This window comes from Streptomyces koelreuteriae, assembly GCF_018604545.1.
GTDB lineage: Bacteria > Actinomycetota > Actinomycetes > Streptomycetales > Streptomycetaceae > Streptomyces > Streptomyces koelreuteriae.
The window spans coordinates 7,884,370-7,911,338 of sequence record NZ_CP075896.1 but is presented as its reverse complement, the minus strand read 5'-3'; the positions used below and the strand labels follow the sequence as shown (position 1 = coordinate 7,911,338).

General features: G+C 71.5%; 23 protein-coding genes. 11 read left to right on the top strand and 12 right to left on the bottom strand.

Annotated features, from left to right (window positions below; translation table 11 throughout):
* The first annotated feature begins 2 nt into the window (after positions 1-2).
* The 4 genes from KJK29_RS35615 (at position 3) to KJK29_RS35600 (ending at position 5,397) form a co-directional block, all read left to right on the top strand.
* Positions 3-923, top strand: coding sequence for a carbohydrate ABC transporter permease (locus KJK29_RS35615; RefSeq protein WP_215123306.1), 921 nt, complete (start codon positions 3-5; stop codon positions 921-923).
* The gene (locus tag KJK29_RS35610; RefSeq protein ID WP_215123305.1) at positions 920-1,744 is read left to right on the top strand and encodes a carbohydrate ABC transporter permease; all 825 of its coding nucleotides are present in this window, start codon (positions 920-922) and stop codon (positions 1,742-1,744) included. Before KJK29_RS35615 ends, KJK29_RS35610 begins: the two co-directional genes overlap by 4 nt.
* Before the next feature lie 88 nt (positions 1,745-1,832).
* Positions 1,833-4,298, top strand: a complete 2,466-nt coding sequence (locus KJK29_RS35605) for a CBM35 domain-containing protein (protein ID WP_215123304.1) — start codon at positions 1,833-1,835, stop codon at positions 4,296-4,298.
* A gap of 94 nt (positions 4,299-4,392) precedes the next feature.
* On the top strand, positions 4,393-5,397 hold the full coding sequence (locus tag KJK29_RS35600) for a sporulation protein (protein WP_215123303.1): 1,005 nt from the start codon (positions 4,393-4,395) through the stop codon (positions 5,395-5,397).
* Positions 5,398-5,581: 184 nt separating this feature from the next.
* Here KJK29_RS35600 and KJK29_RS35595 read toward each other — a convergent pair whose 3' ends face one another.
* Positions 5,582-6,661, bottom strand: coding sequence for a M56 family metallopeptidase (locus KJK29_RS35595; RefSeq protein ID WP_215123302.1), 1,080 nt, complete (start codon positions 6,659-6,661; stop codon positions 5,582-5,584).
* A gap of 6 nt (positions 6,662-6,667) precedes the next feature.
* Positions 6,668-7,054 (bottom strand): BlaI/MecI/CopY family transcriptional regulator, encoded by a 387-nt coding sequence (locus KJK29_RS35590; protein ID WP_215123301.1) that lies wholly within the window; start codon positions 7,052-7,054, stop codon positions 6,668-6,670.
* Positions 7,055-7,243: 189 nt separating this feature from the next.
* Here KJK29_RS35590 and KJK29_RS35585 point away from each other — a divergent pair, with 189 nt between their 5' ends.
* From KJK29_RS35585 to KJK29_RS35575, 3 genes are all read left to right on the top strand, one after another.
* Positions 7,244-7,819, top strand: a complete 576-nt coding sequence (locus KJK29_RS35585; RefSeq protein WP_215123300.1) for a TerD family protein — start codon at positions 7,244-7,246, stop codon at positions 7,817-7,819.
* 81 nt (positions 7,820-7,900) lie between these two features.
* The gene (locus KJK29_RS35580; protein ID WP_215123299.1) at positions 7,901-8,563 is read left to right on the top strand and encodes a hypothetical protein; all 663 of its coding nucleotides are present in this window, start codon (positions 7,901-7,903) and stop codon (positions 8,561-8,563) included.
* The gene (locus KJK29_RS35575; RefSeq protein WP_215123298.1) at positions 8,551-8,805 is read left to right on the top strand and encodes a twin-arginine translocase TatA/TatE family subunit; all 255 of its coding nucleotides are present in this window, start codon (positions 8,551-8,553) and stop codon (positions 8,803-8,805) included. Before KJK29_RS35580 ends, KJK29_RS35575 begins: the two co-directional genes overlap by 13 nt.
* A gap of 24 nt (positions 8,806-8,829) precedes the next feature.
* On the opposite strand, the gene htpG is transcribed toward KJK29_RS35575, so the two are convergent.
* From htpG to KJK29_RS35560, 3 genes are all read right to left on the bottom strand, one after another.
* A complete protein-coding gene (gene htpG, locus KJK29_RS35570) occupies positions 8,830-10,728 on the bottom strand; it encodes a molecular chaperone HtpG (RefSeq protein WP_215123297.1) in 1,899 nt (632 codons plus the stop codon).
* An 86-nt stretch (positions 10,729-10,814) separates the two neighbouring features.
* Positions 10,815-11,516 carry a class F sortase gene (locus tag KJK29_RS35565; RefSeq protein ID WP_215123296.1) on the bottom strand — a complete coding sequence of 234 codons (702 nt, stop codon included), beginning with the start codon at positions 11,514-11,516 and terminating at the stop codon, positions 10,815-10,817.
* Between the two features lie 134 nt (positions 11,517-11,650).
* A complete protein-coding gene (locus KJK29_RS35560) occupies positions 11,651-12,214 on the bottom strand; it encodes a hypothetical protein (protein ID WP_215123295.1) in 564 nt (187 codons plus the stop codon).
* 250 nt (positions 12,215-12,464) lie between these two features.
* Between KJK29_RS35560 and KJK29_RS35555 the strand changes: the two genes are divergently transcribed.
* The gene (locus KJK29_RS35555) at positions 12,465-12,965 is read left to right on the top strand and encodes a hypothetical protein (protein ID WP_215123294.1); all 501 of its coding nucleotides are present in this window, start codon (positions 12,465-12,467) and stop codon (positions 12,963-12,965) included.
* Between the two features lie 56 nt (positions 12,966-13,021).
* Here KJK29_RS35555 and KJK29_RS35550 read toward each other — a convergent pair whose 3' ends face one another.
* Positions 13,022-13,309: a DUF3040 domain-containing protein gene (locus KJK29_RS35550; protein ID WP_215123293.1), complete on the bottom strand. Its 288-nt coding sequence runs from the start codon at positions 13,307-13,309 to the stop codon at positions 13,022-13,024.
* 338 nt (positions 13,310-13,647) lie between these two features.
* On the opposite strand from KJK29_RS35550, the gene KJK29_RS35545 reads away from it, so the two are divergent.
* Complete coding sequence (locus KJK29_RS35545; RefSeq protein WP_215123292.1) at positions 13,648-14,613, top strand: HAMP domain-containing sensor histidine kinase; 966 nt, start codon at positions 13,648-13,650, stop codon at positions 14,611-14,613.
* Positions 14,610-15,266: a response regulator gene (locus tag KJK29_RS35540; protein WP_215123291.1), complete on the top strand. Its 657-nt coding sequence runs from the start codon at positions 14,610-14,612 to the stop codon at positions 15,264-15,266. Before KJK29_RS35545 ends, KJK29_RS35540 begins: the two co-directional genes overlap by 4 nt.
* Positions 15,267-15,378: 112 nt before the next feature.
* On the opposite strand, the gene KJK29_RS35535 is transcribed toward KJK29_RS35540, so the two are convergent.
* The 3 genes from KJK29_RS35535 to KJK29_RS35525 all read right to left on the bottom strand — a co-directional run bounded on the left by KJK29_RS35535 (position 15,379) and on the right by KJK29_RS35525 (position 19,672).
* Entirely contained in the window at positions 15,379-16,674 is a 1,296-nt protein-coding gene (locus KJK29_RS35535) for a cation:proton antiporter (RefSeq protein ID WP_215123290.1), read from the bottom strand.
* 243 nt (positions 16,675-16,917) lie between these two features.
* Positions 16,918-18,384 carry an L-fucose/L-arabinose isomerase family protein gene (locus KJK29_RS35530; protein WP_215123289.1) on the bottom strand — a complete coding sequence of 489 codons (1,467 nt, stop codon included), beginning with the start codon at positions 18,382-18,384 and terminating at the stop codon, positions 16,918-16,920.
* 31 nt (positions 18,385-18,415) lie between these two features.
* A complete protein-coding gene (locus tag KJK29_RS35525) occupies positions 18,416-19,672 on the bottom strand; it encodes an MFS transporter (RefSeq protein ID WP_215123288.1) in 1,257 nt (418 codons plus the stop codon).
* 207 nt (positions 19,673-19,879) lie between these two features.
* Between KJK29_RS35525 and KJK29_RS35520 the strand changes: the two genes are divergently transcribed.
* The gene (locus KJK29_RS35520; protein ID WP_215123287.1) at positions 19,880-23,848 is read left to right on the top strand and encodes a glycosyl hydrolase; all 3,969 of its coding nucleotides are present in this window, start codon (positions 19,880-19,882) and stop codon (positions 23,846-23,848) included.
* A gap of 4 nt (positions 23,849-23,852) precedes the next feature.
* Here the strand turns inward: KJK29_RS35520 and KJK29_RS35515 are convergent, their stop codons facing one another.
* The 3 genes from KJK29_RS35515 to KJK29_RS35505 form a co-directional block, all read right to left on the bottom strand.
* The gene (locus KJK29_RS35515) at positions 23,853-24,872 is read right to left on the bottom strand and encodes a LacI family DNA-binding transcriptional regulator (protein ID WP_215123286.1); all 1,020 of its coding nucleotides are present in this window, start codon (positions 24,870-24,872) and stop codon (positions 23,853-23,855) included.
* A 118-nt stretch (positions 24,873-24,990) separates the two neighbouring features.
* Positions 24,991-26,169, bottom strand: a complete 1,179-nt coding sequence (locus tag KJK29_RS35510) for a sialidase family protein (protein ID WP_215123285.1) — start codon at positions 26,167-26,169, stop codon at positions 24,991-24,993.
* Positions 26,166-26,957, bottom strand: a complete 792-nt coding sequence (locus tag KJK29_RS35505; protein ID WP_215123284.1) for an HpcH/HpaI aldolase family protein — start codon at positions 26,955-26,957, stop codon at positions 26,166-26,168. Before KJK29_RS35505 ends, KJK29_RS35510 begins: the two co-directional genes overlap by 4 nt.
* Positions 26,958-26,969: the final 12 nt, after the last annotated feature.

Sequence of the window (26,969 nt, the reverse complement as noted above, 5' to 3'; positions counted from 1 at the left end):
CGATGGCGGACACGGTCGTACGTACCAAGCCCGCGCCGGTCAGGGGCGCGCCGAAGAAGGTGGGGCGGCTGCCACGCGCGGCCGTGCACCACCCCTGGTGGTTCGCGCTGCCCGCGATCGTCGTCTTCGCCGGCTTCTTCCTGGTGCCGAACCTGCTCAACTTCTACTACCCGTTCACCAACTGGTCCTCGTACCACGCGGACATCGCCTTCACGGGCCTCGACAACTTCAAGACCATCGCCGAGGACGGCTCGCTGCTGCGGGCGATCCGCACGACCCTGGTGTACGCGCTGCTGGCCGCGCTGTTCCAGAACGGCTTCGGGCTCGTGCTGGCCCTGCTGCTGGAGGACGACAGCCGCTTCAACCGGTTCTTCCGTGCCGTCTTCTTCCTGCCGGTGCTGATCTCGGCCCTGGCGACCGGCTACGTCTTCCAGGCGCTGCTCGACCAGGACGGGGCCGTCAACTCCCTGCTGGGGACGGACATCCCCTGGCTGGGTTCGACGACCTGGACGCTGGTGATCGTCACACTCATCCACGGCTGGAAGTGGATGGGCCTGTCGATGCTGATCTATCTGGCCGGGCTCAAGGGCATCCCCGGCGAGATGCTGGAGGCCGCGAAGTGTGACGGGGCGGGGCCCTGGCGGACGTTCTGGTCGGTGCGCTGGCCGATGCTGGCGCCGGCCGTCACCTTCAACGTCACCACGGCGCTCATCGGTTCGATGAACACCTTCGACATCGTGCAGGCCACGACCGGCGGCGGCCCCGCGGCCTCCACGGAGGTCTTCAACATCTACATGTTCCGGATCTTCGGACAGGGCCTGTACGCCCAGGCCTCCGCGATGAGCCTCGTGCTGTTCCTGGTGGTGGTCGCCGTGGCGATTCCGCTGGTCGTCGGGCTCCGGCGAAGGGAGCAGACGCTGTGACCGCGGTGTGGCGGTACGGCCGCCCTTCCCTCGTCGTGCTGATCGCGGTGCTGGCCGTCGGTGTACCGCTGTGGCTGGTCGCCGTCACCTCGGCCAAGCCGCAGGCCGAGGCGATCGAGCCGAACCTGGACCTGCCCGGGCACTGGCAGCCCGCGAGCAACTACGCGGACGCCGTCAGCGAGGGCGAGATGCTGCGCGGCTTCCTCAACTCGCTGCTGGTCGTGGTGCCTTCGGTGGCCCTGGTGCTGATTCTGGGCGCGGGCGCCGCCTGGGTCTTCGCCCGTCGCAAGTCGAAGCTGGTCTCGGCGGCGTACGCGCTGTGCATCAGCGGACTTCTGCTGCCGCCCGCCGTCATCACCATCGTGATGGAGCTGCGGCAGATGGGCCTGGCGAACACCAGGCCGGGCATGATCGCCGTCTACACCGGCATGTATCTGTCGACGTCGATCTTCTTCATGACCGGGTTCATCCGCGCCATCCCCACGGAACTGGAGGAGGCGGCCCGGATGGACGGGGCGACGCCGTCACGGATCTTCTGGCGGATCGTCCTGCCGCTGCTCCGGCCGGTGATCGCCACCGCGACGATCATGGTGATGCTCTACGCCTGGAGCGACGTCTTCTACGCGTTCTTCGTCCTCGGCGGCGGAGAGCGGGCGACCCTGCCGCTCAACCTCTACCAGGTCGCCAGCGCCCAGCTCTACCTCAACAACTGGCATCTCGTCTTCGCGTACGTCGTGGTGATGAGCCTGCCCATGGTCGCCGTGTTCCTCGTCGGCCAGCGAAAGATCGTGTCCGGAATCACCAGTGGAGCCGTCAAGTGACCGGAGGTCCAGCAGCGTGAGCACCCCCGCCCGCACCAGATCCCGCACCAGAACCGCACTGATCACAGCACTACTTGGAGCAACCGCCATGGCAGGCACCCTCCCCGCGGCAGGCCCTGCCGCCGCTGCCGATCCCCAACGCCTCACCGTCGACCTCAAGACCTCCGAGGGCCCGGTGATGCTGGGCGCCAACGGCTCGCTGTACGGGCTCAGCGACGACGGGGTGCCCAGCGATGCCGCGATGGCGCCCCTGAAGATCACCAGCGTGTCGCAGAAGCCGGAGGGCGGCGCCCAGCACCCCAACGGCGACGCGCTCACCGTCTCCAAGTCGTTCTTCCGCAACGGCGGCGGCGAAGTCAACGTGATGATGCAGGACATCTACGCCAAGTGGCCGTACGAGGACCTCGGCATCGACGACTACCTCCCCAAGGTCGACAAGATCGTCAAGGAGGTCTCGGCCGACCCGAACAGCGACCGTTTCGTCTACATCCCGTTCAACGAGCCCGACCAGATCTGGTACAAGCTCGACGTCCAGGACCAGGCCCAGTACGAGAAGAACCGTGACCGGTTCTTCAAGGACTGGAAGACGGTGTACCAGCGGATCCGTGCGATCGACCCGGACGCACGGATCGCCGGACCCAATGAAGCGGCTTACCACACACGCCTGTTGAAGGACTTCCTCGCCTTCGCCAAGCGGGAGAACGTGCTGCCCCAGGTGATGACCTGGCACGAGCTCGGCTCGGGATCGCTCCGCGACTTCCAGGCGCACTACGACGACTACCGCTCCCTGGAGCGCGAGGCGGGCATCGCCCCGCTGAAGATCAACATCGACGAGTACGCCAACCGCCGCGACCTGTCCGTGCCCGGACAACTCGTGCAGTGGGTCTCCATGTTCGAGCGCAACAAGGTGTACGCCAACATGGCGTACTGGGACGCCGCCGGCAATCTCAGCGGCCATGTGGTGCGCTCCAACATCCCCAACGGCGGCTGGTGGCTGTTCCGCTGGTACGCGGGCATGACCGGGAACACCGTGAAGGTGACGCCGCCGCAGCCCAACTCGATCGACACGCTCCAGGGCCTCGCATCCCTCGACACCTCCCGCCGCCAGGCGCAGGTGCTGCTCGGCGGCTCCGCCGCGGACTCGGACGTGGTCGTGCGCGACGTCCCGCGGTCGGTGTTCGGCCGTACGGTCACCGCGACGGTCGCCGAGGCGGCCTGGTCAGGTTATGAGGGGCAGCACGCGGCGCCGCGGGTCCTGGCGCGCACCAAGGTGAAGGTGGCGGACGACGGTTCGGTGACCGTCCCGCTGCGCGGACTGCACAAGATGTCGGCGTACCGGGTCGTCCTCACCCCCGGCGGTTCGGGCACCCCGTCCGCCGCCTCCGTCCCGTGGTCGGCGTCGTACGAGGCCGAGGACGCGGCCATCACCGACGGCAAGGTGTACACGCAGGGCACCGTGCAGAACGCCAACGGCTACGCGGCCTCCGGCACCAAGGACGTCGGTTCGCTCAACCAGCCCGGCAGCAAGGTCGCCTTCACGGTGTCGGTGCCGAAGGACGGCACGTACGACCTGGCGATCCTGTACGGCAACCAGTCCGGCGGCCCCGCCACGCAGAAGCTGATCGTCGACGGGGGCGACCCGGTGACGGTCGGCTACTCCTCCACCGAGAACTGGACGTACCGCGCCAAGAAGGAGGTCAGTGTCCAGCTCAAGGCGGGCACGCACCAGTTGGCCCTGTCCAAGGGCGACGCCGAGGTCACCCTCGACCGGATCGACCTGACCACGCGGACGGGCGCGGCCTCCGCGTCGTACGAGGCGACTCTGGCGGACATCAGCGGCAGGCCGTCGTACGACTACTCGTCCTCGGCCGGTGTGGGCACGGGCGCGCTGGTGCTGCGCTCGGGCGACAAGGCGGTGTTCGACGTCTACGCCCCGCGTGACGGTTACTACACGGTGACGCCGCGGGCCTCGGCGGCGGTGAAGCTCGCGCTGCACGGGGAGACGGTCACGGCCGCGCCCGGCCGGCCGCTGCGGCTCTACCTGGTCGCGGGCAACAACCGCATCGGGATGACGTCGGGCCACGCCGCCGTGCGCTCCCTGGACGTCTCCGGCGACGGTTCGGCCTCCGGCACGCTCTCCTACGAGGGTCCCTCGGCGGTGCTCGCAGGCGGCGCCAAGCTGGTCGACTCCCCGCACGCGTCCGCCGGCTCGTACGTCGGCCGGCTGGGCAACAGCGCCTCCAGCACAGCCGAGTTCACGGTGAACGCGCCTCGGTCCGGCCGCCATGTGCTGGTCGTCCACTACGCGCACAACGACCGCAGGGACAACGGCCACGCCTACAACACGGACATCATGTCCCGTACGGCGGACATCACGGTCGGTTCCGCGGCGCCGGTGAAGGTCACCTTCAAGAACACCTGGAGCTTCGACGACTACTGGACGGTCGGCGTCCCGGTCGATCTGAAGAAGGGTGCCAACAAGGTGACGTTCGGCAACGCGAGTGCCTGGGCGCCGAACATCGACCGCATCGAGCTGGGCCGGGTCGTGGGCTGAGCGGTGTGGTGACGGGAGGCGGTTGCGGAGGAGCCCTATACTTCTACATGCTTGTAGAGAATCAGTACACGCATGCGAAGGAGTGGACGCCACCATGGTGTTCAAACGACTGCTCGGCGCGCTCGGTGTGGGCGGCCCGACCGTCGACACGGTCCTCGACCCGTCTCCCGTCCTGCCCGGTGGCACGCTCACCGGGCAGGTTCAACTCGTGGGCGGCAAAGCCGACTTCGATATCGAGCACATCACCCTGGAGCTGGTGGCCCGGGTCGAGGCCGAGCACGAGGGCGGTGAGAGCGAGGGTGTCGTCGCCTTCGACCGTTTCACCGTCGGCGGCGGCTTCCGGCTCGCCGAGGGCGAGCAGCGCGGTGTGCCGTTCAGCGTGACCCTGCCGTGGGAGACGCCGGCCACCCAACTGCACGGGCAGAGCCTGGGCGTCGTCCTCGGCGTGCGCACCGAGCTGTCGGTGGCGGGGGCGAAGGACAAGGGCGATCTGGACCAACTGGTCGTCGCGCCGCTGCCGGTGCAGGAGGCCGTGCTCGAAGCCCTCGGCGGGCTCGGGTTCGGTTTCAAGTCGGCCGACCTCGAGTACGGGCGCATCGGCGGCACCGGCCAGCAGCTGCCGTTCTACCAGGAGATCGAGCTCGTCCCGTCGCCCCGGTACGCCCAGCAGGTCAACGAGATCGAGCTGACGTTCCTGGCGAATCCGGGCGGCATGGAGGTCGTCCTGGAGGCGGACAAGCGCGGCGGCTTCCTGTCCTCCGGCCACGACGCGCTCACCCGCGTCAACGTCTCCCACGAGGGCGTCGAGCAGCAAGACTGGCCCACGATCGTCGACGGCTGGATCCAGCAACTCGTCGAGCACCGGGCGTCGTACGGCTCCCCGGTGGGCTTCGGCTCCCCCACCGCGTTCGCCCCCGCCGGCCACGGTCACGGTCACGGGGATCATCACGACGGCCACCGCTCAGGCCCCGGCGTGGGAACGGCCGTCGCCGCGGGCGCGGCCGGACTCGCCGTCGGCGTCGCCGGCGGCATGGTCGCCAGCGAAGTCGTCGACGAGGTCGGGGACTTCTTCGAGGGCGAGGAGGAAGAGGAGGGCTGAGGCCGGGCTGGTCGGGCTGGTCGGGCTGGTCGGACCAGCCCGGTGCCCGTGCAGGACGCGATGCCCCGGGCTGCCGACTCCCGGGCACGCGTCCGGCGGGCAGACAGAAGCCCGACCCTCAGGCCTCGGACCGCACAGTCGAGGCCCCCCGAGGGGACCCACCTGGGCGATCCCCCCGTGGGTCTCACAAAGGCGTCGCCGCGTGCAGGATGAGCACCATCGTGACGGCGGAGTTCGCGGACGACATCGCCGACACCGCCGTTCCCGCGGCCGCGCCCCAGGCCGCGAGGCCGACCGAGGTGAAGACCGAGGGCCAGGTGCGGACGGCGGGTGCGGGGCCGAGGAGGGCCGCCACCCGGCGTGGGACCGGGCCGGGGGCGGCGAGTCCTGCGAGTGTGGGGGCCGGGGTGCCCCGGGAGACGAGGGCGGCCGTCCCGATGGCCCGGGCCACGGTGCGGCGGCTGCCGATCGCCCGGGCCGCTTCCTCGTCGGCCCAGCGCTCGGCCGTATAGGCCACGGCCGTGCGCAGGGGCCGCAGGAACGGGTTGGCCCGGGCGGCGAGCTGCACGGTGAGCAGGAACCGGTCGTGCCGGGCGGCGAGGTGGGCCCGCTCATGGGCGAACAGGGCCCGGCGCTCGGCCGACCGCAGCCGGTCCAGCATGCCGGTGGTCACCACGACACGCCCCGCACGCGGGCCACGGGCAGGACGACTGGCATCACCACGAGCGGCACCGGCGCCCCGGCGACTGCCGACGCCTGCACCCGGAGCATCACCGCGGTGACGGCGAAGGCCGCCGCGCAGGACACCACCGGCCCGACGCCCGGCGCCGACCCGCGTCGCGCCTGGCAGCGCGTACGCGTACGGCACGGCGTCCGGCAGGACGGCCACCTCCGTGTCCGGCAGTCCGGCCAGTGCGCGGTGGGCCCGGCTGCGTACGCGGGCGTGCCGCCACAGGGTGCGGCCGCAGGCGACGAGTACCGCGCACAGCGCGGGAATCGCGGCCTTGCCGACGATCTCGTCGTACGGCACCGCCGCCCGGACCTCGGGGTCCGACCAGCCGTCGGGCAGCGGGTTGCCGGGGAGCTGGGCGGTGCCGACCACCATGACCAGGCCCAGGCACACGGTGCTGCACAGCGCGAGCACCGCGGCCATCACGGTCAGCAGCCGGGTCGCGGTGCGCGGGTGCAGATGTTGTTCGGCGAGGCGGGCGACCGGCCATGCCGTGAGCGGCAGGACCAGTGGCATAAAGACGAAGACCCCCATGAGGCTTCAGTCTTCCCCTTCGCCATGTGCCTGATCCAGCAGGTCACGCAGCAGCCGTTCGTCGTCCGGGCCGAGGCCGGTGAGGAAGCTGGCCAGCACGGCCTCGCGGTCGCTCTCGGCGTCCAGCACCTTGCGCATCTTCCGCGCGGCCAGGCCCGCCTGGTCCGAGGCAGGGGTCCAGACGAAGGACCGGCCGACCCGCTCCCGGGTGACCGCGCCCTTGCCCAGCAGCCGGGTCAGGATCGTGATCACCGTCGTGTACGCGAGGTCACCGCCGAGGCGTTCCTGCACCCAGCCGGCCGTCGCCGGACCGTCCGCCGCCCGCAGCGCCTCCAGCACCAGCGCCTCCAGCTCGCCCTGCCCCCGCCGGGGTCGCTGTCGGGGATCCGTCACCGCCCTGCCTCCCTTCCACCGCCCTGCGTTGCCCGTGCCGACATCGTATAGATCCGCGGGACCGGCCCCCGCACCTTCTACAGTGTTGTAGATTTTAGTTCCGGGTTCTTCCCGGGCGCGGAACGCACCCGTCGAGAACCAGAACGCACCCGTCGAGAACCAGAACGCACACGTCACGAAGGAGTACCCGTGGGAGTTTCCCTGTCCAAGGGCGGCAACGTCTCGCTCAGCAAGGAGGCGCCGGGCCTCACCGCCGTCCTGGTCGGCCTGGGCTGGGACGTCCGTACGACCACCGGCACGGACTACGACCTGGACGCCTCCGCCCTGCTCCTGGAGGCCTCCGGCAAGGTCCCCTCCGACCAGCACTTCGTCTTCTACAACAACCTGAAGAGCCCGGACGGCTCGGTCGAGCACACCGGCGACAACCTCACCGGCGAGGGCGAGGGCGACGACGAGACCGTGAAGGTGAACCTCGCCGCCGTGCCCGCCGAGATCGACAGGATCGTGTTCCCGGTGTCCATCCACGACGCCGAGAACCGCGGCCAGAGCTTCGGACAGGTCCGCAACGCGTTCATCCGGGTCGTCAACCAGGCCGGCGGCCAGGAGATCGCCCGCTACGACCTGTCCGAGGACGCCTCCACCGAGACGGCGATGGTCTTCGGCGAGCTCTACCGGAACGGCGAGGAGTGGAAGTTCCGCGCCGTGGGCCAGGGATACGCCTCCGGGCTGGCCGGTATCGCCTCCGACTTCGGCGTCAGTGTCTGACAGGGACCTACCCGTTCCGCCGGGCCCCGCCAGCGTAGGGCGGGGCCCGGTGGCCGCATCAGCAACCGACCGGGAGACCCTGTGGCCGAATCGCCCCGCCTCCGCCCCGAGGACCGCGCGGATTTCGAAGCGGTACTGCACCTGGCCCTGAACACCGCGGACATCCGCGGCGCTCTCGACGCCGACCCGACCGGCCGGACGGCCGCGCGCCTGCGCGCCCACGCACTGGCCCACGCCGACGACATCGCGGCGGCCGCCGGTGAGCCGTACCGCGCCTATCTCGCCGTACGGAACGCGGCCCGGCACGAGGCGCGGGGCTCACGCGACACCGGCAGCCTGCTGCCGGCCCTCGCGGTGCTCACCCCGCTCGTGGCGGCCACGTCCGCCGGGGTGCTGCTCCTGCTCGGCGGACTGCTCCAAGTGGCCGCCGCCCCGGGGCCGTTGCCCGGATCGCTCCTCGCGGCCGGCTGGACCCTGGCACTCGTCGCGGCCCTCACCGGCCTCCTCGCCCTGGCCGCGCTGCTGCGCACGGCCCTGGGCCGACGCGGCGCACCGACGGCCGGCCGCGTGGAGCACGCCCGGCTGGCCTGGCAGCAGGCGCTGCTCGACCTCGGCGTGCTGCCCCACCTGCGCGGGCAGCAGGCCCTGCGACCCGAGGCGGCGATGACGCCGTCCTCCCCGCCCGATACGCTCGCGCCGTGCCCGGCCCGGGCGGGAAAGGACAGGACACCATGTTCGGACTGAGCGAGTTCGCGATCCTCCTCATCGTCGTCATAGCTGTGATCGGAGCGAAGAAGCTCCCCGAACTCGCCCGCTCGGCCGGCAAGTCGGCGCGCATCCTCAAGGCCGAGGCACGCGCCGCGAAGGACGAGGAGGCCGGGACGGGCACCGCGCCGCGGGTGGTCCAGGGCGAGATCGTCCCGCCGGGCGGCACCGGCACGACTCCGCCCGGGGCGCGAGCGGCGGGCACCCCGGACCACCCCTGATCCGTCCCGTGACCCGTCCCGGGGCTACAGCGTGCGCTCCAGGCGGTCCGCCACCAGCTTGACGAAACGGGCCGGGTCCTTGGGCTGGCCGCCCTCGGCGAGCACCGCCAGCGTGTGCAGCAGCTCGGCGGACTCGACGAGACCCGAGCGGTCCTCGCGCTCCTTGTACGCCTGGTTCAGGCCCTTCACGAGCTGGTGGCCGGGGTTGAGCTCGAGGATCCGCTGGGCGCGCGGCACCTCCTGGCCCATCGCCCGGTACATGTTCTCCAGAGCCGGGGTCAGATCGTGCGCGTCCGAGACGACACAGGCGGGAGAGACGGTGAGCCGCGCCGACAGGCGCACCTCCTTGATGTCCTCGCCCAGCTGCTCCCGCATCCAGCCGAGCAGCCCGGCGAAGTCCTCGGCCTGCTTCTCCCGGTCCTCGTCGGCCTTCTCGTCCCCCTGGGCGTCCAGGTCGATCTCGCCCTTGGCGACGGACCGCAGCCGCTTGCCCTCGTACTCGCCGACGGCGTCCACCCACACCTCGTCGACGGCGTCGGTGAGCAGCAGGACCTCGATGCCCTTGGCGCGGAACGCCTCCATGTGCGGGGAGTTCTCGATGCTCTGCCGGGACTCGCCGGTGAGGTAGTAGATGTCGTCCTGGCCGTCCTTCATCCGCTCCACGTACCCGGCCAGCGTGGTCGGCTCGTCGTCGGTGTGCGTGGTCGCGAACGAGGAGACGGCGAGGACGGCGTCGCGGTTCTCGGAGTCGGTGACCAGGCCCTCCTTGAGGACGGTGCCGAACTCGCGCCAGAACGTGGCGTAGCGGTCGGCGTCCTTGGTCATGAAGTCCTTGACCGTGGAGAGGACCTTCTTGGTCAGCCGGCGCCGCATCATCCGGATGTGCCGGTCCTGCTGGAGGATCTCGCGGGAGACGTTGAGCGAGAGGTCCGCCGCGTCGACGACGCCCTTGACGAAGCGCAGGTACGGCGGCAGCAGCTCCTCGCAGTCGTCCATGATGAAGACGCGCTTCACATAGAGCTGGATGCCGCGCTTGAAGTCCCGCGTGAACAGGTCGTGCGGGGCGTGCGCGGGGACGAAGAGCAGGGCCTGGTACTCGAAGGTGCCCTCCGCCTGGAGGCGGATCGTCTCCAGCGGCTCGCGCCAGTCGTGGCTGATGTGCTTGTACAGCTCGTGGTACTCGTCGTCGGACACCTCGTCGCGCGAGCGCGCCCACAGGGCCTTCATGGAGTTCAGCGTCTCGGGCTCGGGCGTGTCCTCGCCGTCGGCCTGCTCCGGGACCATCCGGATCGGCCAGGTGATGAAGTCCGAGTACCGCTTGACGATGTCCTTGATCTGCCACGGGGAGGTGTAGTCATGGAGCTGGTTCTCGGGGTCGGCGGGCTTGAGGTGGAGGATGACGGACGTGCCCTGCGGCGCGTCGTCGACCTTCTCCAGCGTGTACGTGGCCTCACCGCGCGACGTCCAGCGGGTGCCCTGGCTCTCGCCGGCCCGGCGGCTCACCAGCGTCACCTCGTCCGCCGCCATGAAGCCGGAGTAGAAGCCGACGCCGAACTGGCCGATGAGCCCCTCGGCCCCGGCCGCGTCCTTGGCCTCCTTCAGTTCCTGGAGGAAGGTGGCCGTGCCCGAGTTGGCGATGGTGCCGATGAGCTTCCCGACCTCGTCGTACGACATCCCGATGCCGTTGTCCCGCACCGTGAGGGTGCGGGCGTCCTTGTCGACGTCGATCCGGATGTGCAGATCCGACACGTCGGCGTCGAGCGAGTCGTCCCGCAGCTTCTCCAGACGCAGCTTGTCGAGCGCGTCGGAGGCGTTGGAGACGAGCTCCCTCAGGAAGACATCCTTGTTCGAGTAGACCGAGTGGATCATCAGCTGGAGCAGCTGACGGGCCTCTACCTGGAACTCAAACGTTTCGGTCGTCATGTCTCGCGTCTACCTCGCAGGTCCCACAGTCGCCTGAAATCGTGGCAGCAACTGTAAAACACCAAGTCAGGCCGTGGTCCCGGAAGTCAGACGAGGTGGGCGAACACCACCAGGTTCTCGGTGTAGTCGCGGGCCTTGCGGTCGTAGGTGCCGGAGCAGGTGATGAGCCGGACCTGGGCATCAGGTGTGTCGCCGTAGACGCGCTCGTCGGGGAACTCGTCCTTCTCGAAGGACTGTGCTCCGTCGACCACGAAGGTGGCCCGGCGGCCGTCGGCTCGCGTCACATGGAACCGGTCCCCCTTGCGCAGTTCGCTGAGCCGGGCGAACACGGCCAGGGACGTCGCGGTGTCCACGTGGCCGGCGATGATCGCGGTGCCGGTCTCCCCGGGTGAGTGGCCCTTGGCGTACCAGCCGACGAGGTTGGTCTCGTCGGGCGGCGGGGGCGCGAGCTGACCCGAACGGTCGATGGCGAGGGCGGTGAAGGGCGCGTCGACCGCGATCTTGGGGATGAGGAGGCGGACCGGCCTGGACCGGGGCAGATGTGGTCGGGCCTTGGACGAGCCGGCCCGGTGGGGTCCGGCGGACGTGGACGGGGCGGCCGCCGAGACGGCCGGTGGGGCGTGCGGCGGGCCAGAGGTGTCGGACGACTCGTCGCCGCCGCCGACCAGGCACAGGGTCAGGACCAGGGCGGCCACGGCCCAGAAGGCCGTCACGGCGGTGCGGAATCGCCGCCTCGACTTCTGCGGCTCGGAGCCTGAATCGGCAGGGGTGGGAGTGCTGGCTGCCATCGGGGACCACCTCATTCGGGCACGGCAGCGCATCGGGCGGGGCAGCGGGCACGACACGCGTGGACGACGAGCCGGGCCGCCGCGACGTGAGGGGCACGTGCGGCGGCCACGGCGGCTATGTGGTCAGGCATCGGTCATGCCGTGCCCCGCGAGGCCCGCTGGCGTCGCAGCGCGTACAGCCCGGTGCCGGCCACCGCCAGCACGGCGAGGCCGCCCGCGGTGACACCCGGCGAGGCGAGCGCGCCGCCACCGGTGTGGACGCCGCCGCGCGGCTTGTCGTGCTTGCCGTGCTCGTCGTGCCTGCCGTGCTCGTCGTGCTTGCCGTTCTCGTCGTGCTTGTCGCCCCAGTCCTTGCCGTGCTCGTCGCGCTTGTCCCAGTCCTTGTCGCGCTTGTCGCCGTAGGGGTCGTCGTGCTTGTCGCCCCAGGGGTCCTCGCCGCGCTCGCCGTCCTTGTAGGTGTCCGGGTCGTGCTTGGGGTTGTCCCAGTCGTCGTCGGCGTTCACGGCGGCCAGCGCTCCGCCACCCGTGTGTACCCCGCCGCGCGGCTCGTGGTGCTTGCCGTCCTTGTGGTGCTCCTTGCTGTAGGAAGTGGTGTCGTGGTCGCGGTCGCCCATGGCCTCGGCACAGGCGGTGGGTGCGGCGATCACGAGGGCCGCCGTGGCGGTTGCCGTCGCGAGAAGAATGCGGGCAGAGCGCATCGGTAGTCCTTCCGTCGCGGGCCGGGCAGCTGACGCCTCGCCAGCTCAGGAGACCCGGCCTCGACGTGAACCACCGTCAGTCATGCCGGGCGGCCCCACCATCCAGGACGATCACATGGGTTACGGCCGCACTCTTCCGGCGGCATCGGGGCGGTCACCGCGAAGATCGCAACCTCTCGCCCCTCAGGCCCGTCTCCTCCGGCGAAACGGGGCGAGGAACGCTCTCCCCGGACCGTCACGGGAGGCGCTCATGGCCATGGTCGGCCTGTTCTGGATCGGCGAGGACGCGGTGTACGTGGGGGCCGAGCCCACGGGAGCGGCCTCCGGTGTACGGCTGTCCGAGGACGGTGTCGAGGCGCCCGGGGCCGGTCGGGGCAGGTTCTGGACCTGGGACGAGGTGGTCCGGATCGAGACGCGCCACGTGGCCGTACGCTCCGGGGTGCGCAGGCTGGCGTCCATGGCCTTCGACGCCGCGTCCGTCATGGTCACGGGGGACGGCCAGCTGCCGCCCGCCTTCGAGGTGGAGGTGGCGACGGCCGAGGAGAGTGTCCTGGTCGATGTGCTCGCGGCCGTCACCGGCGGGATCTATCTGCCCTCCGAGTACGACCTGTCCACCACCCTCCTCCGGCGGCTCGCCGACGGCGGTGCCGAGATCGGCGATCTCCTCGCGTGGGGCCGTGAGCACGCGGCCGAGGGCACTCCCTCGCGCGAGGAGCGGGAGGCGCTGCTGCGGAAGTGGACCGGGGCGTAGCCCGCGCGGCCGCCGTCCCACCCGTGGGCGCGGCGGCCATGCCCCTCAGCGTGGCGTCACCGCCTTCTCGGGCCCTGACGTCCCAGGCGGCTCGGGTCCGGGTCGACCAGCTGGGCCGACATGCCGACCACGACCAGCCCGGCCGCGATGAGCAGCCCCTGGGCCAGGGCGATGCCACAGCCCAGGACGGCCACACCGAGTGCCAGCGCCCACCAGGCTCCGGTACGCCGGTACTCCCGGGGCGGGGCCGGTCGGCCGGATCGCAGGGCCCGGGCGAATCTGGGGTCTTCCCGCTCGAGTCGCGCTTCGAGGTCGACGAGACGTTCGTCTCCGGACTGGGGCACGGCTTCTCCTTCCCGGAACCCGACAGCGCTTCGAGGCAGGGCACGGCCGAGGCCATGGCGAATCCTGGGGGTGTCGGGCCACGTGACGGTGCGGAGGGAGACGGCCCGCCGACGCGCCGCGCGGCCGGTCTCACCAGGGCTTCAGCTTCTCCCCCCTCCAGCGGCCTCCGCCATCGGGCCCCACCCTCATCCTTCCCGGTGGCCGCCCTGTACGAACGCCGTGTCGGAAGGCCGGTGTTCGCCTCGAGGATGGGTGGTGTCACGGATGGCGGCGGGGCCGGGCAGCGCACACGCTGGAGGGATGACGGAGGCTGACAGGTCGGTGGAGGCGGTACGCGGTGCCCTTGTTCTGGCGGATCTTCCTGCTGAACGCCCTCGTGCTGATCACGGCGACCGCGCTGCTGCTGGGGCCCGTGACCGTCTCCACGCCGGTGCTGCTCACCGAGGCCGCGGTGCTGACGGTGGGACTGGCCGCGATGCTCGTCGCCAACGCCCTGCTGCTGCGGGTCGGACTCGCCCCGCTCCAGCGCCTGACGCGTGCCATGACGACGACCGACCTGCTGCGGCCGGGACGGCGTCCGGCGGTCGGCGGCCAGGCGGAGGTCGCCGAGCTGATCACGACCTTCAACACCATGCTCGACCGGCTGGAGGACGAGCGGGCCACGAGCAGCGCCCGGGTCCTGTCCGCCCAGGAGGCCGAGCGGCGCCGTATCGCACAGGAGCTGCACGACGAGGTCGGTCAGACCCTCACGGCCGTGCTGCTCGAACTGAAGCGGGTGGCCGGTCATGCCCCGCCCGATCTGCTGGAGGAGCTGCGCCAGGTGCAGGAGACCACCCGGGCCGGTCTGGACGAGATCCGTCGTATCGCCCGCCGGCTGCGCCCCGGTGTGCTGGACGAACTCGGTCTGGCGAGTGCGCTGAAGTCCCTCGCCACCGACTTCGGCGGGCCCTGTCTGTCCGTACGGCACCGTCTGGACGCGGATCTGCCGCCGCTGGGCCCGGAGGCGGAACTCGTCCTCTACCGGGTGGCGCAGGAGGGGCTCACCAATGTGGCCCGGCACGCGGAGGCCCGGCGCGCCGAGATCGCGCTGCGGCGGACCGCCACGGGCGTGCTGCTGTGCGTCCGTGACGACGGACGGGGCACCGGCGACGCGCCGGAGGGGGCCGGGATCCGCGGCATGCGGGAACGTGCCCTGCTCGTCGGCGCCGACCTCAGCCTGGGCCCCGGCCCGGACAAGGGCACCGAGGTGCGCCTGACCGTCCCCGTGCCCGTACGCGACCCCGACCGGAACGGCCGATCATGACCGACTCCCCCACGCGCATCCTGCTCGCCGACGACCACGCCCTGGTGCGGCGGGGTGTCCGGCTGATCCTGGACGCCGAGCCCGATCTCACCGTGGTCGCCGAGGCGGACGACGGTGCCGAGGCCGTCGCCCGGGCCCGCGAGCACCAGCCCGATCTCGCCGTACTCGACATCGCCATGCCCCGCCTGACGGGGCTGCAGGCCGCCCGGGAGCTGTCCCGGAGCTGCCCTGAGACGCGGATCCTCATCCTGACCATGTACGACAACGAGCAATTCTTCTTCGAGGCGCTCGGTGCCGGTGCCTCGGGCTATGTGCTCAAGTCCGTGGCGGACCGCGATCTGGTCGAGGCGTGCCGGGCCACCATGCGGGGCGAGCCCTTCCTGTATCCGGGGGCCGTCGACGCGCTCGTCCGCGACTACCTCGACCGCGTCCGGGAGGGCGGCGCACCGCCCTCCCGGGCCATCACGGACCGTGAGGAGGAGATCCTCAAGCTCGTCGCCGAGGGCCACACCTCGCAGCAGATCGCCGAGCTGCTGGTCATCAGCCCGAAGACGGTGGAGCGCCACCGCGCCAACCTGCTCCAGAAGCTCGGCCTGAAGGACCGTCTGGAGCTGACGCGCTATGCCATCCGTGTGGGGCTGATCGAGCCGTAGAGCGCCTGGGCCGGCTGTAGCCAAGCCGGGGCCGGGCAGTCCCTTCGTTCGACCGGTCGGGCGGCAGCGCGTGCCAGGCGTCATGGGGCAGGCGGGACCGTGCGGACCCCGCCTAGCGCTCGGCCGTCTCGGCAGGCCGAGGCTCGGACAGCGCGCTGTCGGCCTCGGGTCGGGTCCTGGTGCCGTCCGCCGCGCCTGAGCCGGCGTCGTCGTACGACGGTCCCCCGCGGCCCGGCATCAGGTCCTGGGCGGACCGGAGCGCACGGGCCAGCACGGAGGAGCGGCCGGCGGCGATGGGGCCGAGGACCGCGAGGACGAGGACGTATCCGGCGATGAACGGGGCGAGGCGGTTGTCGAGTCCGGCGCTGGCGGCCATGGCGGCCAGGATCAGCGCGAACTCCCCGCGGGCGACGAGGGTGGTGGCGATCTCGGCGGCGGGCTCGGCGCCGTAGCCGTACACGCGGGCGACGAGGAGCCCGGCGACGATGTTCATGACGACGGTCAGCGCGGCCGCCGCGGCGACCGGGCCGACGACGGACAGGATGTCGCCGGGGTCGATGGAGAGGCCGAAGGCGAAGAAGAAGATCGCCGCGAAGGCGTCGCGCAGCGGATGCACCAGTTCCCGGATGCGCGGGCCGGAGGAGGTGCCGGCCAGGATCAGGCCGACCATGAACGCGCCGATGGCGTCGGCGACTCCGAGGACCTCGGCGACCCCCGCCACGAGAACGGCCGCGCCGAGGAAGGTGATGACGAGCAGTTCGCTGTCACGGGTCGCGATCAGGCGCCCGGCGAGCTTCGTGCCGTAGCGGGCCGCGGCGGCCAGGACCAGCAGGAAGCCGAAGGCCTTGCCGCCCTGGAGGACCATGTCTCCGACGCCCTGGGCGCCGCTGATGACCGGCTGGAGCGCGGCGAGGTACAGCGCGAGGAAGATGTCCTCGACGACGATGACGCCCAGGATGAGACGGGTCTCCGGGCGGCCGATGCGGCCCAGGTCGATGAGGATCTTGGTGACGATGGCGGACGAGGAGATGCCGAGGACACCGGCGAGCACCAGCGCCTCCCGGACGCCCCAGCCCAGGGCGAACCCGAAGGCCAGACCCGCGCCGACGTTGAGCAGCAGATAGATCCCGCCCGCGGTCAGCAGACGCCGGCCGCCGCTCTTGAGGTCGTCGAGGTGGAACTCAAGGCCCAGGTAGAACAGCAGCAGCACCAGTCCGAGCGCGGAGAGCATCTCGAAGTCGTGTGCGTCCTCGACGATGACCAGGCCCGGGGTGTGCGGGCCGAGCAGGATGCCCGCGAGCATGAACAGCGGGATCGTCGGGAGTCCGATCCTGCCGCCGAGGCGGGCGAGGAACGCGGCGGCCAGGAAGGCACCGCCCATGGCGAGGAGGCTGTCAGCGTGTCCCACGGGTCACCGCCTTCGTGGGAGCGCGGTAGGCGGATCGTTTCACCTTGCGGGGATGGATAGGGGCTCCTCCTTCGAAGGGGCTCTGAACGGGCAGCGTCGTCCGCCTCTCGGCGCAGACCGAGGCCGCGGCCATGACAACCGGCACGAAAGCCTCGGCGACGCTGCCAGCCTCACACGCGCAACGATGGCGTCACCATCGGTGCCCGCACCCATCTCCGGGCGGGGACGACACCCATCCGCCCGTCATACGCCCCGGTGCTCGATGCCCAGCAGGCTCGCCGCCGCCCGGAAGTCGGCCGCGTGGTGGCCGAGGGCGAGGGACCAGTGGTGGCCGACGCCCGTGGCGCTCCACGCGTCCACCCATTCGCCCGGGTCACGGCCGAAGTCGACGCGGCTGGTGGTGTTGCCGATCTCCAGCAGCGGTCCGGGGACGACGGCGCCCTCGGAGGTGATGAAGGACAGGCTGCCATCGGCGTCCTGGCCGAGGCCGAGCAGGGTGACGGGACCGTGCCGGACGTCGAACTCGACGCTCACGCCCCAGCCGCGTTTGCCGTGGTAGACGCCGAGTCCGCGCAGCAGCGGGTCGCGGGCGCTGACGGCGAGGTGGGCGGGCCCGTCGTGGCCCATCTCCACGACACCGTCCTCGAAGTCGAGGGCCTGGATCTCGGTGAAGGAGCCACCGGCGCCGATGCGCTGGGAGGCGAGCTGGGCGACGCTGGTGCGCAGCTCGTACTCGCCGGCCGCGGGGACGCCCCGGGCGGTGAGCAGGGAGGCGCCCAGGATCATGCCGGCGCCGAGCCGCTCGTGCAGTTCGCCGTCGAGGCCGCGGTGGTAGTAGGCGAGGGTGTCGAGCCCGAAGTCCTCGACGAGGCGGTCCAGTGCGACCGACACGGTCGCGCCCCAGGCGAAGTCCTCGTCCACCACGCTGTCATCGAGGGTGAAGACCTGCCGGGCGAGCGCCATGCGCTCCCGGGACTCCGCGTCGGTCACGCGCTCCACCCGGTGCCGCAGGTCGTCGAACTCCAGCACCTCCACATGCGAGCCGAACGTGGTCGCCAGCAGCGTCGGATCGGTCTGGACGTCGAGCATGCCGGGGTAGACGTGCCCCATGAGGCCGTGCCGGGCGTGCCGGAGCGCGGCGCGGATGTGCGCGGCCCGGATCCACTGCTCGATGCGCCGCCACGCGGATTCCTGGCGCAGCCATCCCGAGACCGACCGGAAGGGGATGCCGGCGCGCCGGAAGACGTTGCCGACCTCGGGGACGGAGCACTGGGCGCAGTAGGCCAGCCAGTCACCGGTGTCGAAGGTGGCGTGGTTCATCCGCTCGGTCGGCTGAAGGTCGATAACCAGGACGGGGGTGTGCGAACGCCGGGCGATCGGCAGCACCATCGAGGAGGTCAGATACGTCGTCAGGAACAGCACGATCAGATCGCAGTCGGCCCGGCGCAACAGCTCGGCGGCCCGCGCGCCCTCCTGCGCGTCGGAGACGAATCCGGCGTCGGTCACCTCCGCGTCCATCCCTCGGAAGCGCTCGGCGACATAGCCGGCCGACTCCTTGAGCTGCGGGAGGAGCCCGGGGAACTGCGGCCAGTAGGTGCCCAGTCCGCCGGCGACCAGCCCGATCCGGGTGCGGCGCCGGGCGACCGGCGGAAGCAGGTCGTGCAGGGCGGCGGCGGTCCCTACGGCCGTACGGTCGGCGGTCGTTGCCATGGTCGGGGCTCCTTGTCAGGTCTGCTGCGGCTCAGGTGCTGGGGACGCGCAGGTCCGCTCTGTCGCGCACCGCACCGGAGGAACGCGGCACCAGGACGCGGATGATGAACACGCCCGCGAACGCCGCCACCGTCATACAGGCGGTGATCGTCCAGAGCAGGACGGTCGGGCTGTAGTCGGCGAGGGCGGGGGTGAAGAACGCGGCGACCGCGAAGACCCCCCGCGACACGGCGTAGGTCAGGCCCTGGGTGGTGCCCCGGGTGTCCGCCGGCAGCGTGAGCTGCGACCACACCTTGTAGTTCGCCTCTCCGGCGAAGGGGTGGGAGAACTGGTAGAGGACGAAGAAGACGAGCATGCCGACGAGCGCGCCCGCGGTCAGGGACGCGATGACGAAGGCGAGGATCTGCACCACAGCGGCCACGCGGAACAGCCGGTCGCGCCACGGGGTGTCGGCGACCCGGACGAAGGCGATGGTCAGCAGCACTCCGATCGGGATGAAGGCCAGGTTGATCCCGGTGGCCAGGCTCTGTGAGGCGTCGCTGACGGTGACGAGCAGATAGGTGCCGAACTGGCCGAAGGTGTTGGCCCCGAGGCCCCAGGTGACATAGAAGACGAAGGTCGCGGCCATCGGGAGCAGAGCGGCGCGCGTCCAGACGTTCTTCAGGGAGACACCCCGCGGGGCGGCCTCCGCTTCGGTCTCCGACGGCTCGTCGGACAGCTTCAGACGGGAGCGGAAGGCCCAGGTGACGAGGGCGGCGACGGCCAGTTGCCCTGTGATGAGCCGGGCCCCGGTCATGCCGGTGGTGGACAGGACGAAGCCGAGGAAGATGGCGACGGCGATGCCCAGCATCCACATGACCTGGGTGAAGGCGACGAGCCTGCCCCGGGCCCAGGAGGGCGCGGCGTCCGAGACCACGGCCAGGGACGTCGGCAGATCGGCGCCGGCCGCGAGCCCCGCGACCAGAACTCCGATCAGCAGCGTGATGTCGTCCGGCGCCAGCGTGATGACGATCGCGCCGAGGGCGAAGCAGAAGATGTCCCAGTTGTAGACGCGGCGGCGCCCGAAGAGGTCGGCGAGCCGTCCGCCGACCAGGGACCCGACGGCGATGCAGCCGGTGACGATCGCGCTGATCGCACCGGCCATCCACACGCCCATGTCGTAACTGTCGCGGTAGATGGCCAGGTTGACGGAGATGCTGACGATCAGCCCGGCATCGAGATAGGAGGCCATGCCCGACAGGGCGGCGGCCTTCCAGAGCTGTTTCGGGATGGGGCGGGTACCGGCCATGATGCGACTCCGTCGTCTGGTGACATCGCGGTTCCGAGGGCCTGGTCGCAGCGAATATAGGGCGAGAAAAACGTTGCAACAAGATGTCGCGCGCGAATGCGTGACAGGACGTCGGCCGCGCCGCCACGGTGCGCGGTATGGCGTCACCGTGCCAGGTCCCCTACGGTGAAAGTGGCCTAAAAACGTTTCAGGGGAAGGACCGCGTCCGTGATCTCCCCCGCGCTCCGGCGCCTGTTCGACGACCCGCCCCGCGACTTCGGCCCCACTCCCCTGTGGTGGTGGTCCGGCACGAAGGTCACCCGGGAGCGCCTGGCATGGCAGCTACGGGCGTTCGCGCAGGGCGGTGTCCACAACCTCGTCGTGATCAACCTGGCCCCGGCCGGTCCGACGTTCGCTGCCCGGGCCGACGATCCGGCGTGGTTCGGCGAGGAGTGGTGGGCGCGCTTCACCGACGCCTGCGAGATCGCCGCCGAACTGGGCACGCGCCTGTGGTTCTACGACCAGATCGGGTTCTCCGGCGCCAATGTGCAGGGCGGTGTGACACAGCGTCACCCCGAGGCGGCCGGCCTCTCCCTGCGCTGCCACGACCTCACGGTCACCCAGGGCACGGTCGCCGTCGGCGATGCCGAGACCCCGCTGGCCGCCTACACACGGCAGGGCCGCCGCCTCGATCTGGCCACGGACGGCCCGGGCGGCACTACAGGTATCGCCGCCGCCGACGGAACCGAGGTACGGCTCGTCACCACCGTCCCCACGGCGTTCGACTACCTCGACCCGCACGCCGTGGGCCTGTTGATGGACACCGTCCACCACGAGTACGACCGTCGTGTGCCCGACTACCTGGGCACCGTCATCGCGGGCAGCTTCCAGGACGAACTGCCGGGCACGAACGCGTGGAGCCACCGCTTCGCCGACGAGTTCCGCACCCGGCGCGGCTACGACCTGCTCGACCACCTGCCGGCGCTGTTCGGGACGAACGCCACCGTGCCGGACGGAGAGATCCGCGCCGACTACTACGCGGTCCGCGCGGAACTCACCGAAGAGGCCCTGTTCCGGCCGCTCTCCGACTGGCACCGCGAGCGCGGCCTGCTGCTCGGCAGCGACCAGAGCCACCCCGCCCGCGCGGGCTACCCGGCGCAGTCGACGCAGATCTACACCGACTACTTCCGGACCCACCGCTGGTACAGCGCCGCCGGCAGCGACCATCACGGTGACGCCAAGGTGCACTCCTCCATGGCCCACCTCTACGGCCATGAGCGGGTGTGGATCGAGGCCTTCCACTCCTCCGGCTGGGGCGGCACGCTGGAGGACACCTACCACTGGCTGCTGCCGTTCCTGCGCAGCGGCGCCAACCTGTACAACCCGCACGCCAGTTACTTCGGCACGGCGGGCGGCTGGTTCGAGTGGGCGCCGCCGTCCACCGACTGGCGCCAGCCCTACTGGAAGCAGTACCCGGCGTTCTCCCGGGCCGTGGCCCGGATCTGCTCGATCATGTCCTGGGGCGGCTACGCGGCCGACGTGGCGGTCCTGCACCCGACCGCGACCATGCAGGCGCTGATCCCGCTGGACGCGCAGGTCCAGCACTTCGGTGACGGCCGGCTGGGCGACGGTCATGCCGACGCCGACGAGACTCAGCGCCACTACCTGGACCTGTGCGGCACCAACAACTGGCTCGCCCCGCACATCGGCAGCCTGGACCGGCACGGGATCTCCTTCGACGTCGTGGACGACGACTCGGTGCAGCGCGCCAAGGCCACCGACGGCGCCCTGCGCATCAGGGACCTGGCGTACCGCGCGGTGCTGCTGCCCTCGGCGAGCGTGCTGGAGGAGGAGACGGCGCGGCGGCTGGCCGAACTGCTCGACGCGGGAGGGCGGGTCGTGGTCGTGGGACGGCCGCCCGGGACCGCAGCGGGCCGGTCCGGAGACGACGCGGTGGTGGCGGCCCTGCTGGCCCATCCACGGCTGGAACGGGTGCCCGACCCGAAGGCCGGTGCGGCGGCGGTGGCCGATGCGGCCGGGTACGCCACCGGTGAGGTGCCGCTGCTCGTCAGGCGGCAGGGGAACGAGGCGGTGGCGCTGGTCACGGCGGCCTTTCCGGAGATCGGCGCGCATCCGCTGCGTCCCGATGCCGCACCGGCAGGCCTTGCCGTCGGCATGTCGTCGGTCACCGTGCGGGCCGAGGTCGCCGAGGCCGAGGTCTGGAACCCGGCGACCGGCTCACGCTGCCCCGCGCGGGTCACCGTCTCCCACTCCGCCGACGGCGCCGTCTCGACCATCGAGGTGCCGCTGGACGGCGCCCCCGCGGCCCTGGTCGTCTGGCGTGAAGGCCGCCTGACACCGAAGGCGCCGGAACATGCCGCGCCCGACCGGGTGCTCGACCTCTCGGCCGGCTGGCACGGCCGCCTGGTCCCCACCCTGGACAACACCTGGGGCGATCTGGCACTGCCCCCGGGTACGTCCGTGGACGAGCCGCAGATCTGGACCATGGAGTGGACCGAGGGCACGGTGTGGGAACGGACCCGGGCCACGTACGGCAACCGGGTCCGGGTCCTGCCCCCGGTGCCCCTCGGCGAGGTGCCCGAGCCGCTGGACGCCGACCGCGCCGAACGCGTCCTGGCGGGCGAGCTGCCCCTCGTACCGCCGGACGCGGGCTGGGACGTCGCCGTGTACTCGTCGAGCCGGGGCATCCCGGACCCGGGCGGGCTGCTGGGCATCAAGGGGCTGGTGAACGAGGAGTTCGTCCGTGTGCCCGTACCGGTCGGCGCGACGGCCGCCCGGGTCCGGGCGATCGTGGAGACGGACCACCGGGGGCCGGCCGAACTGCATGTCGGCGCAGAGGCCGGCAAGCGGGTGTGGTGGAACGGCGAGCGGCTGGACCCGGACGCCGAAGGGTATGTGGCGTCCACCCGGATCACGGTGGCCCGCGCCCGCAACGTGCTCGAGTACGAGCTGTCAGGCGCCGAGAGCCGTCCCACGGCGATCTCGGCCGAGGACTGCACCCCGCTGGGCAGCTTCTTCTGTCTGTCCGCGCCGGGCGGGCTCGGGCCGCGTCCGCGGTTCATGCGCCCGCCGGACGGGGTGCGACCGGACGGCGGGGTGACGTACCGCGCGCGGCTGCGGGGCCCGGGCGAGGGGGCACGGGCGGTGCTCGTGGTGGGTGCCGCCTCGGCGGTCACCGTGCTGCTCGACGGGGCGGTGGTGGCTCGGCAAGAACAGGTGGAGTACTACGCGGCGGACTGGGGCGCCGTACCGCAGTTCTTCCGCCACGAACCGGCGCTCGGGGCGGGCGAGCACACCCTGGAGGTCGTGTCCGACAGTGCCGACGCCCGGGACGCGGTCTTCGTCGACCTGGTGGTGCGGTCCGGGGACGGGGTGACAGCCCTTGTCAGCGGCGCCGGCTGGGAGGCCGACACGGGCGGGTGGCGGGGGCGGACCGTCGAGGACGACCGCAGGCGGGGCGAGCTGCGGCACTGCCACGCCGCGGTGCGGCCGCACCCGCTGCCGGACACCGGGTGGCTCACCGGCCGGCCGGTCCTCGCCGGCACCGTGTGGCCGTCGCGGTCCACGGACGACGTCCACGCGACCCCGCAGCGCTTCCGGTTCACCGTCCCGGCGGGCACGGTGTCGCTCGATCTGCCGCTGGCGCTTCCCGCGAGCGTGCGGATCGGGGACGGACCGGAATCGCCCCTGGACGAACCTCGACTGACACTCCGCCAGCCACTGTCGGCGCCCACGCCGGTCGAGGTGGTCACCGAGCCGACGGCGGTGCTGCGAGGCGGCTCCGCCTGGCGCGGGCCGGTGCGCGTGCGGACCGTACCGGCGCCGCTGCCGCTCGGCGACTGGCGTGAGCTGGGGCTGGGCAGTTGGAGCGGCGGCGTGACGTACGCGCGTGCGCTTCAGGTACCGCCGGGGCCCGAACCGGTACTGGACCTCGGGCGGGTGCGGGGCAGTGTGGAGGTGTCGGTCGACGGCGAGGCGGCCGGTGAGGCGTTCTGCGCGCCGTACCGCTTCCCGTTGCGCGGTGCCGCCGGGCGTACCGTCCGGGTGGAGGTGACGGTCCGGGGGACGCTGGCGCCGTATCTCGCGGAGGCCACACCGACGGCCTGGGCGTTCGACTCCCAGTTGTCGTCGGGGCTCCTGGGGCCGGTGACGCTGCGGGTGCCCTCCGGCGACTAGTCGACTAGTCGCCGGGGAGCGGCCGGGTGGAGTCGCGCAGGACGAGGCCGGGGGCGAAGACGCGGGTCTCGTGGAGGTGGTCCGCGCGGGCCTCGATCTCGTCGAGCAGCATCTCCACGGCCGCCCGGCCGAGGTCCTCGACGGGCTGCCGGACCGTCGTCAGGGTCGTCGCCCCGAAGGTCGCGACATCGAGATCGCCGTAGCCGACCACCTGCACGTCCTGCGGAACGCGCACGCCCCGCTCGGTCAGTCCCCGGCACAGCCCGGCCGCGAGGAAGTCGTTGGTGCAGAAGACCCCGTCGGGCAGGTGCTCCAGCTCGCGCGCGATCTGTGTGCCGTACGCGACGGTCATCCGCTCGGCGACGACCTGGTCCAGCCGTGCCTCGCGCCGGCTGCGGACGGCCTGCCGGGCGCCCTGGTACCGGTCGGCGCACTGGCGTATGCCGCGTTCGCCGTTGACGACGAGGATGTCGCGCGCCCCGCTGTCGAGGAGATGCTCCACGGCGATACGGCCGCCGGCGATGTCGTCCACCGAGGCCGAGCAGCCCTCCCGGTCGGGCATCGCGCGGTCGGCCAGGACCAGCGGGATGCCCCGCTCGCGCAGCCGGGCCAGCCGTCCCGGGTCGGCGCTGAGCGGCACGACGACCACGCCCACGGCGCGCTGTTCGACGAGCATGCTGAAGTAGCCCTGCTCCCGCTCCGGGGCGTCGCCGCTGTGGCAGAGGACGAGGGAGTAGCCGTGATCGTAGGCCGCGTCGGCCGCGCCGCGTGCGATGCGCGCGTAGAAGGAGTTGGTCACGTCGGGCAGCACGAGCCCGATGGCGGAGGAGTGTCCGGTGCGCAGGCCCGCCGCTCCCGGGTGGGGGACGTAGTCGAGTTCGGCGACGGCGACACGGACGCGCTCGGCGGTCTGCGCGGTGACCCGCTCGGGCCGGTTGAGCACGTTCGACACCGTGGACACCGAGACGCCGGCGGCGGCCGCGACGTCCTGGATGCGGGCGGGGCGTGCCGGAACGGCGTCCACCCCCTCGCTGTTGCGGCCGTGCGACCAGGCACGACGGCGGCCTCCATGAGCGGCCGCAAGTATAACGTGACCGGGCGTAGAACGTTTTTCCCCGCCCGGTCTCCGTCGTCTCCGGAGTTCAGGCCGGGAATTCCCGCTTCAGCCAGTCCCCGTCCAGGCGGATGTGTTTGATGGTGCGCCGGTGGTGGGTGTAGGCGATGTGGAGGGTGCCGTCGGGTGTCTGGGCGAGGGAGGGGTAGGACAGTTCGCGGTTGAGGCCATCGCGGGAGTTGTTGGTCAGGCAGTGGCCGTCGCCGGTTTCGAGGTCGTGGCGCAGCGGCCAGGAGCGGCCGTCGTCCGGGGAGAGGGCCAGGGAGAGCGGGGCTCGGGGGGCGCCCCAGAACGCGTCGCCCGAGGGGGCGGTTTCCGCAGGTGTCCCGGCCACTCCCCCGTCGTCGATCTCGTCGTACAGCGAGACCCTGCGGGCGACGGCGTCCGCCGCGCTGCTGTGGTTGTAGACCAGGGCGAGCCTGCCGTCGGCCAGCACGGTGTACTGGATCGAGGAGTTGTTGTTCGGCAGGTCCAGGGCGCGCGGTTCGCTCCAGGTCTCGCCGCCGTCGGACGACACGCTGCTGTGCACGGCGTCCGCGCGACGGCTGCGGAAGAGGGCCAGGAGTGAACCGTCGTGCAGCGGGCGGATGTTCATGTGGACGAGGCCCGTGCTGCCCGGGACGGGGCGTTCGCGCCAGGTGTGTCCGCCGTCGTCGCTGATCATGACGGAGCTGGTGTCCCGGTCACCTGACCAGGCGATGCCGGGGGTGGCGACACAGCGGAACACGGGGAGCAACAACCGCTCGCCGTGCGGCACTTGGACGACGGGCTGGCGTACGAAGACGCCGCCCTGCTCGGTGGCCGCGAACAGGACGCGGGCCGGACCCCAGGTGGCGCCCTCGTCGTGGCTGACACGCAGCCGGACCTCGGCCGTGTCCTGGTGGCCCGCGCGCTGGGCGGTGTGCAGAAGCCAGAGTTCGCCCGAGGGGGCCGGGAAGAGGAGCGGGTTCTGCTCGGAGCGGGTGTCGTCGGCGGAGAGCCGCACGGGGAGGGACCAGGTGTCGGCACCCCGGGCGAGGCGGGAGAACCACACCGAGATGTCGGCGACGCCCTCCTGGGTACCGCCGAACCAGACGCAGCCCAGGTCCCCGCTGGGCAGGACGGTCAGGTTGGCGGCGTGATTCTGCACGGCGGGGGCGGCCAGATGAGTCTCGGCGCGGCCGGGCTGGTCGGGGTGGGGACGCAGGGTGCCGTCGGGGGTGGTCATCGGGACTCTCCCTTCTGACGCGCGGCGTCGAGGTGGGTCGTGGCGATCTGTTGGAGGTGGACGACGTCGGCGGCGATGGAGACGTAGGTCCAGCCTTCGGCGAGGCGGCGTGCGGCGCTCGCGCCGTCGGCGTTGTGGATGCCGGCCGCGATGCCCGCAGCCTCGGCTGCCTTCCTGATACGGGTCAGGGCCTGTTCGAACTCCTCTTGTACGGAGGGGTCGGTGGAGGTGGTGCCGCCGATGGCCAGGCGCAGGTCGGAGGGGCCGACGTAGATGCCGTCGAGGCCGTCGGTGGCGCAGATCTCCTCGACGTTGGCGAGGCCGTCGGCCGTCTCGATCATCGCCAGGACGGCGGTCTGGGCGTGGGTGTCAGCCGGGTTGGGGCCGATACGGAGCTGGGCGCGCATCGGCCCGTAGGAGCGGCGGCCGAGCGGCGGGTAGCGGACGGCGGCGATGGCGTCTGCGGCGTCCTGCGCGGTGTCGATCAACGGGACGATGACGGCGGTGGCGCCCGCGTCGAGGGCTTTGCCGATGTAGGTGGGGTCGTTGGCCTCCACGCGCACGATGCCGACGGCGGTGGAGCCTTTGGTGTCGGTGGCCAGGAGGTTGTGGAGCATGCCCTGGTAGCCGAAGAGGCCGTGCTGGGCGTCGAAGGCCAGGTAGTCGTAGCCCAGACGGGCCAGACGCTCGGCGGCGATGGGTGAGTCGAGCAGGGACCAGTAGCCGATCAGCTGCTCACGGGCACGCAGGGCGGCGGTGAACTCGGCTGGGGTGCGGCCGGTTGCCATGAAGGATTCTCC

Bases quoted from the DNA above. Each gene is read 5' to 3' on its own strand.
- KJK29_RS35615 (WP_215123306.1), top strand. From the start codon at position 3: ATGGCGGACACGGTCGTACGTACCAAGCCCGCGCCGGTCAGGGGCGCG.
- KJK29_RS35605 (WP_215123304.1), top strand. From the start codon at position 1,833: ATGGCAGGCACCCTCCCCGCGGCAGGCCCTGCCGCCGCTGCCGATCCC.
- KJK29_RS35600 (WP_215123303.1), top strand. From the start codon at position 4,393: ATGGTGTTCAAACGACTGCTCGGCGCGCTCGGTGTGGGCGGCCCGACC.
- KJK29_RS35595 (WP_215123302.1), bottom strand. From the start codon at position 6,661: ATGGGGGTCTTCGTCTTTATGCCACTGGTCCTGCCGCTCACGGCATGG.
- KJK29_RS35575 (WP_215123298.1), top strand. From the start codon at position 8,551: ATGTTCGGACTGAGCGAGTTCGCGATCCTCCTCATCGTCGTCATAGCT.
- htpG (WP_215123297.1), bottom strand. From the start codon at position 10,728: ATGACGACCGAAACGTTTGAGTTCCAGGTAGAGGCCCGTCAGCTGCTC.
- KJK29_RS35565 (WP_215123296.1), bottom strand. From the start codon at position 11,516: ATGGCAGCCAGCACTCCCACCCCTGCCGATTCAGGCTCCGAGCCGCAG.
- KJK29_RS35560 (WP_215123295.1), bottom strand. From the start codon at position 12,214: ATGCGCTCTGCCCGCATTCTTCTCGCGACGGCAACCGCCACGGCGGCC.
- KJK29_RS35555 (WP_215123294.1), top strand. From the start codon at position 12,465: ATGGCCATGGTCGGCCTGTTCTGGATCGGCGAGGACGCGGTGTACGTG.
- KJK29_RS35540 (WP_215123291.1), top strand. From the start codon at position 14,610: ATGACCGACTCCCCCACGCGCATCCTGCTCGCCGACGACCACGCCCTG.
- KJK29_RS35530 (WP_215123289.1), bottom strand. From the start codon at position 18,384: ATGGCAACGACCGCCGACCGTACGGCCGTAGGGACCGCCGCCGCCCTG.
- KJK29_RS35525 (WP_215123288.1), bottom strand. From the start codon at position 19,672: ATGGCCGGTACCCGCCCCATCCCGAAACAGCTCTGGAAGGCCGCCGCC.
- KJK29_RS35510 (WP_215123285.1), bottom strand. From the start codon at position 26,169: ATGACCACCCCCGACGGCACCCTGCGTCCCCACCCCGACCAGCCCGGC.
- KJK29_RS35505 (WP_215123284.1), bottom strand. From the start codon at position 26,957: ATGGCAACCGGCCGCACCCCAGCCGAGTTCACCGCCGCCCTGCGTGCC.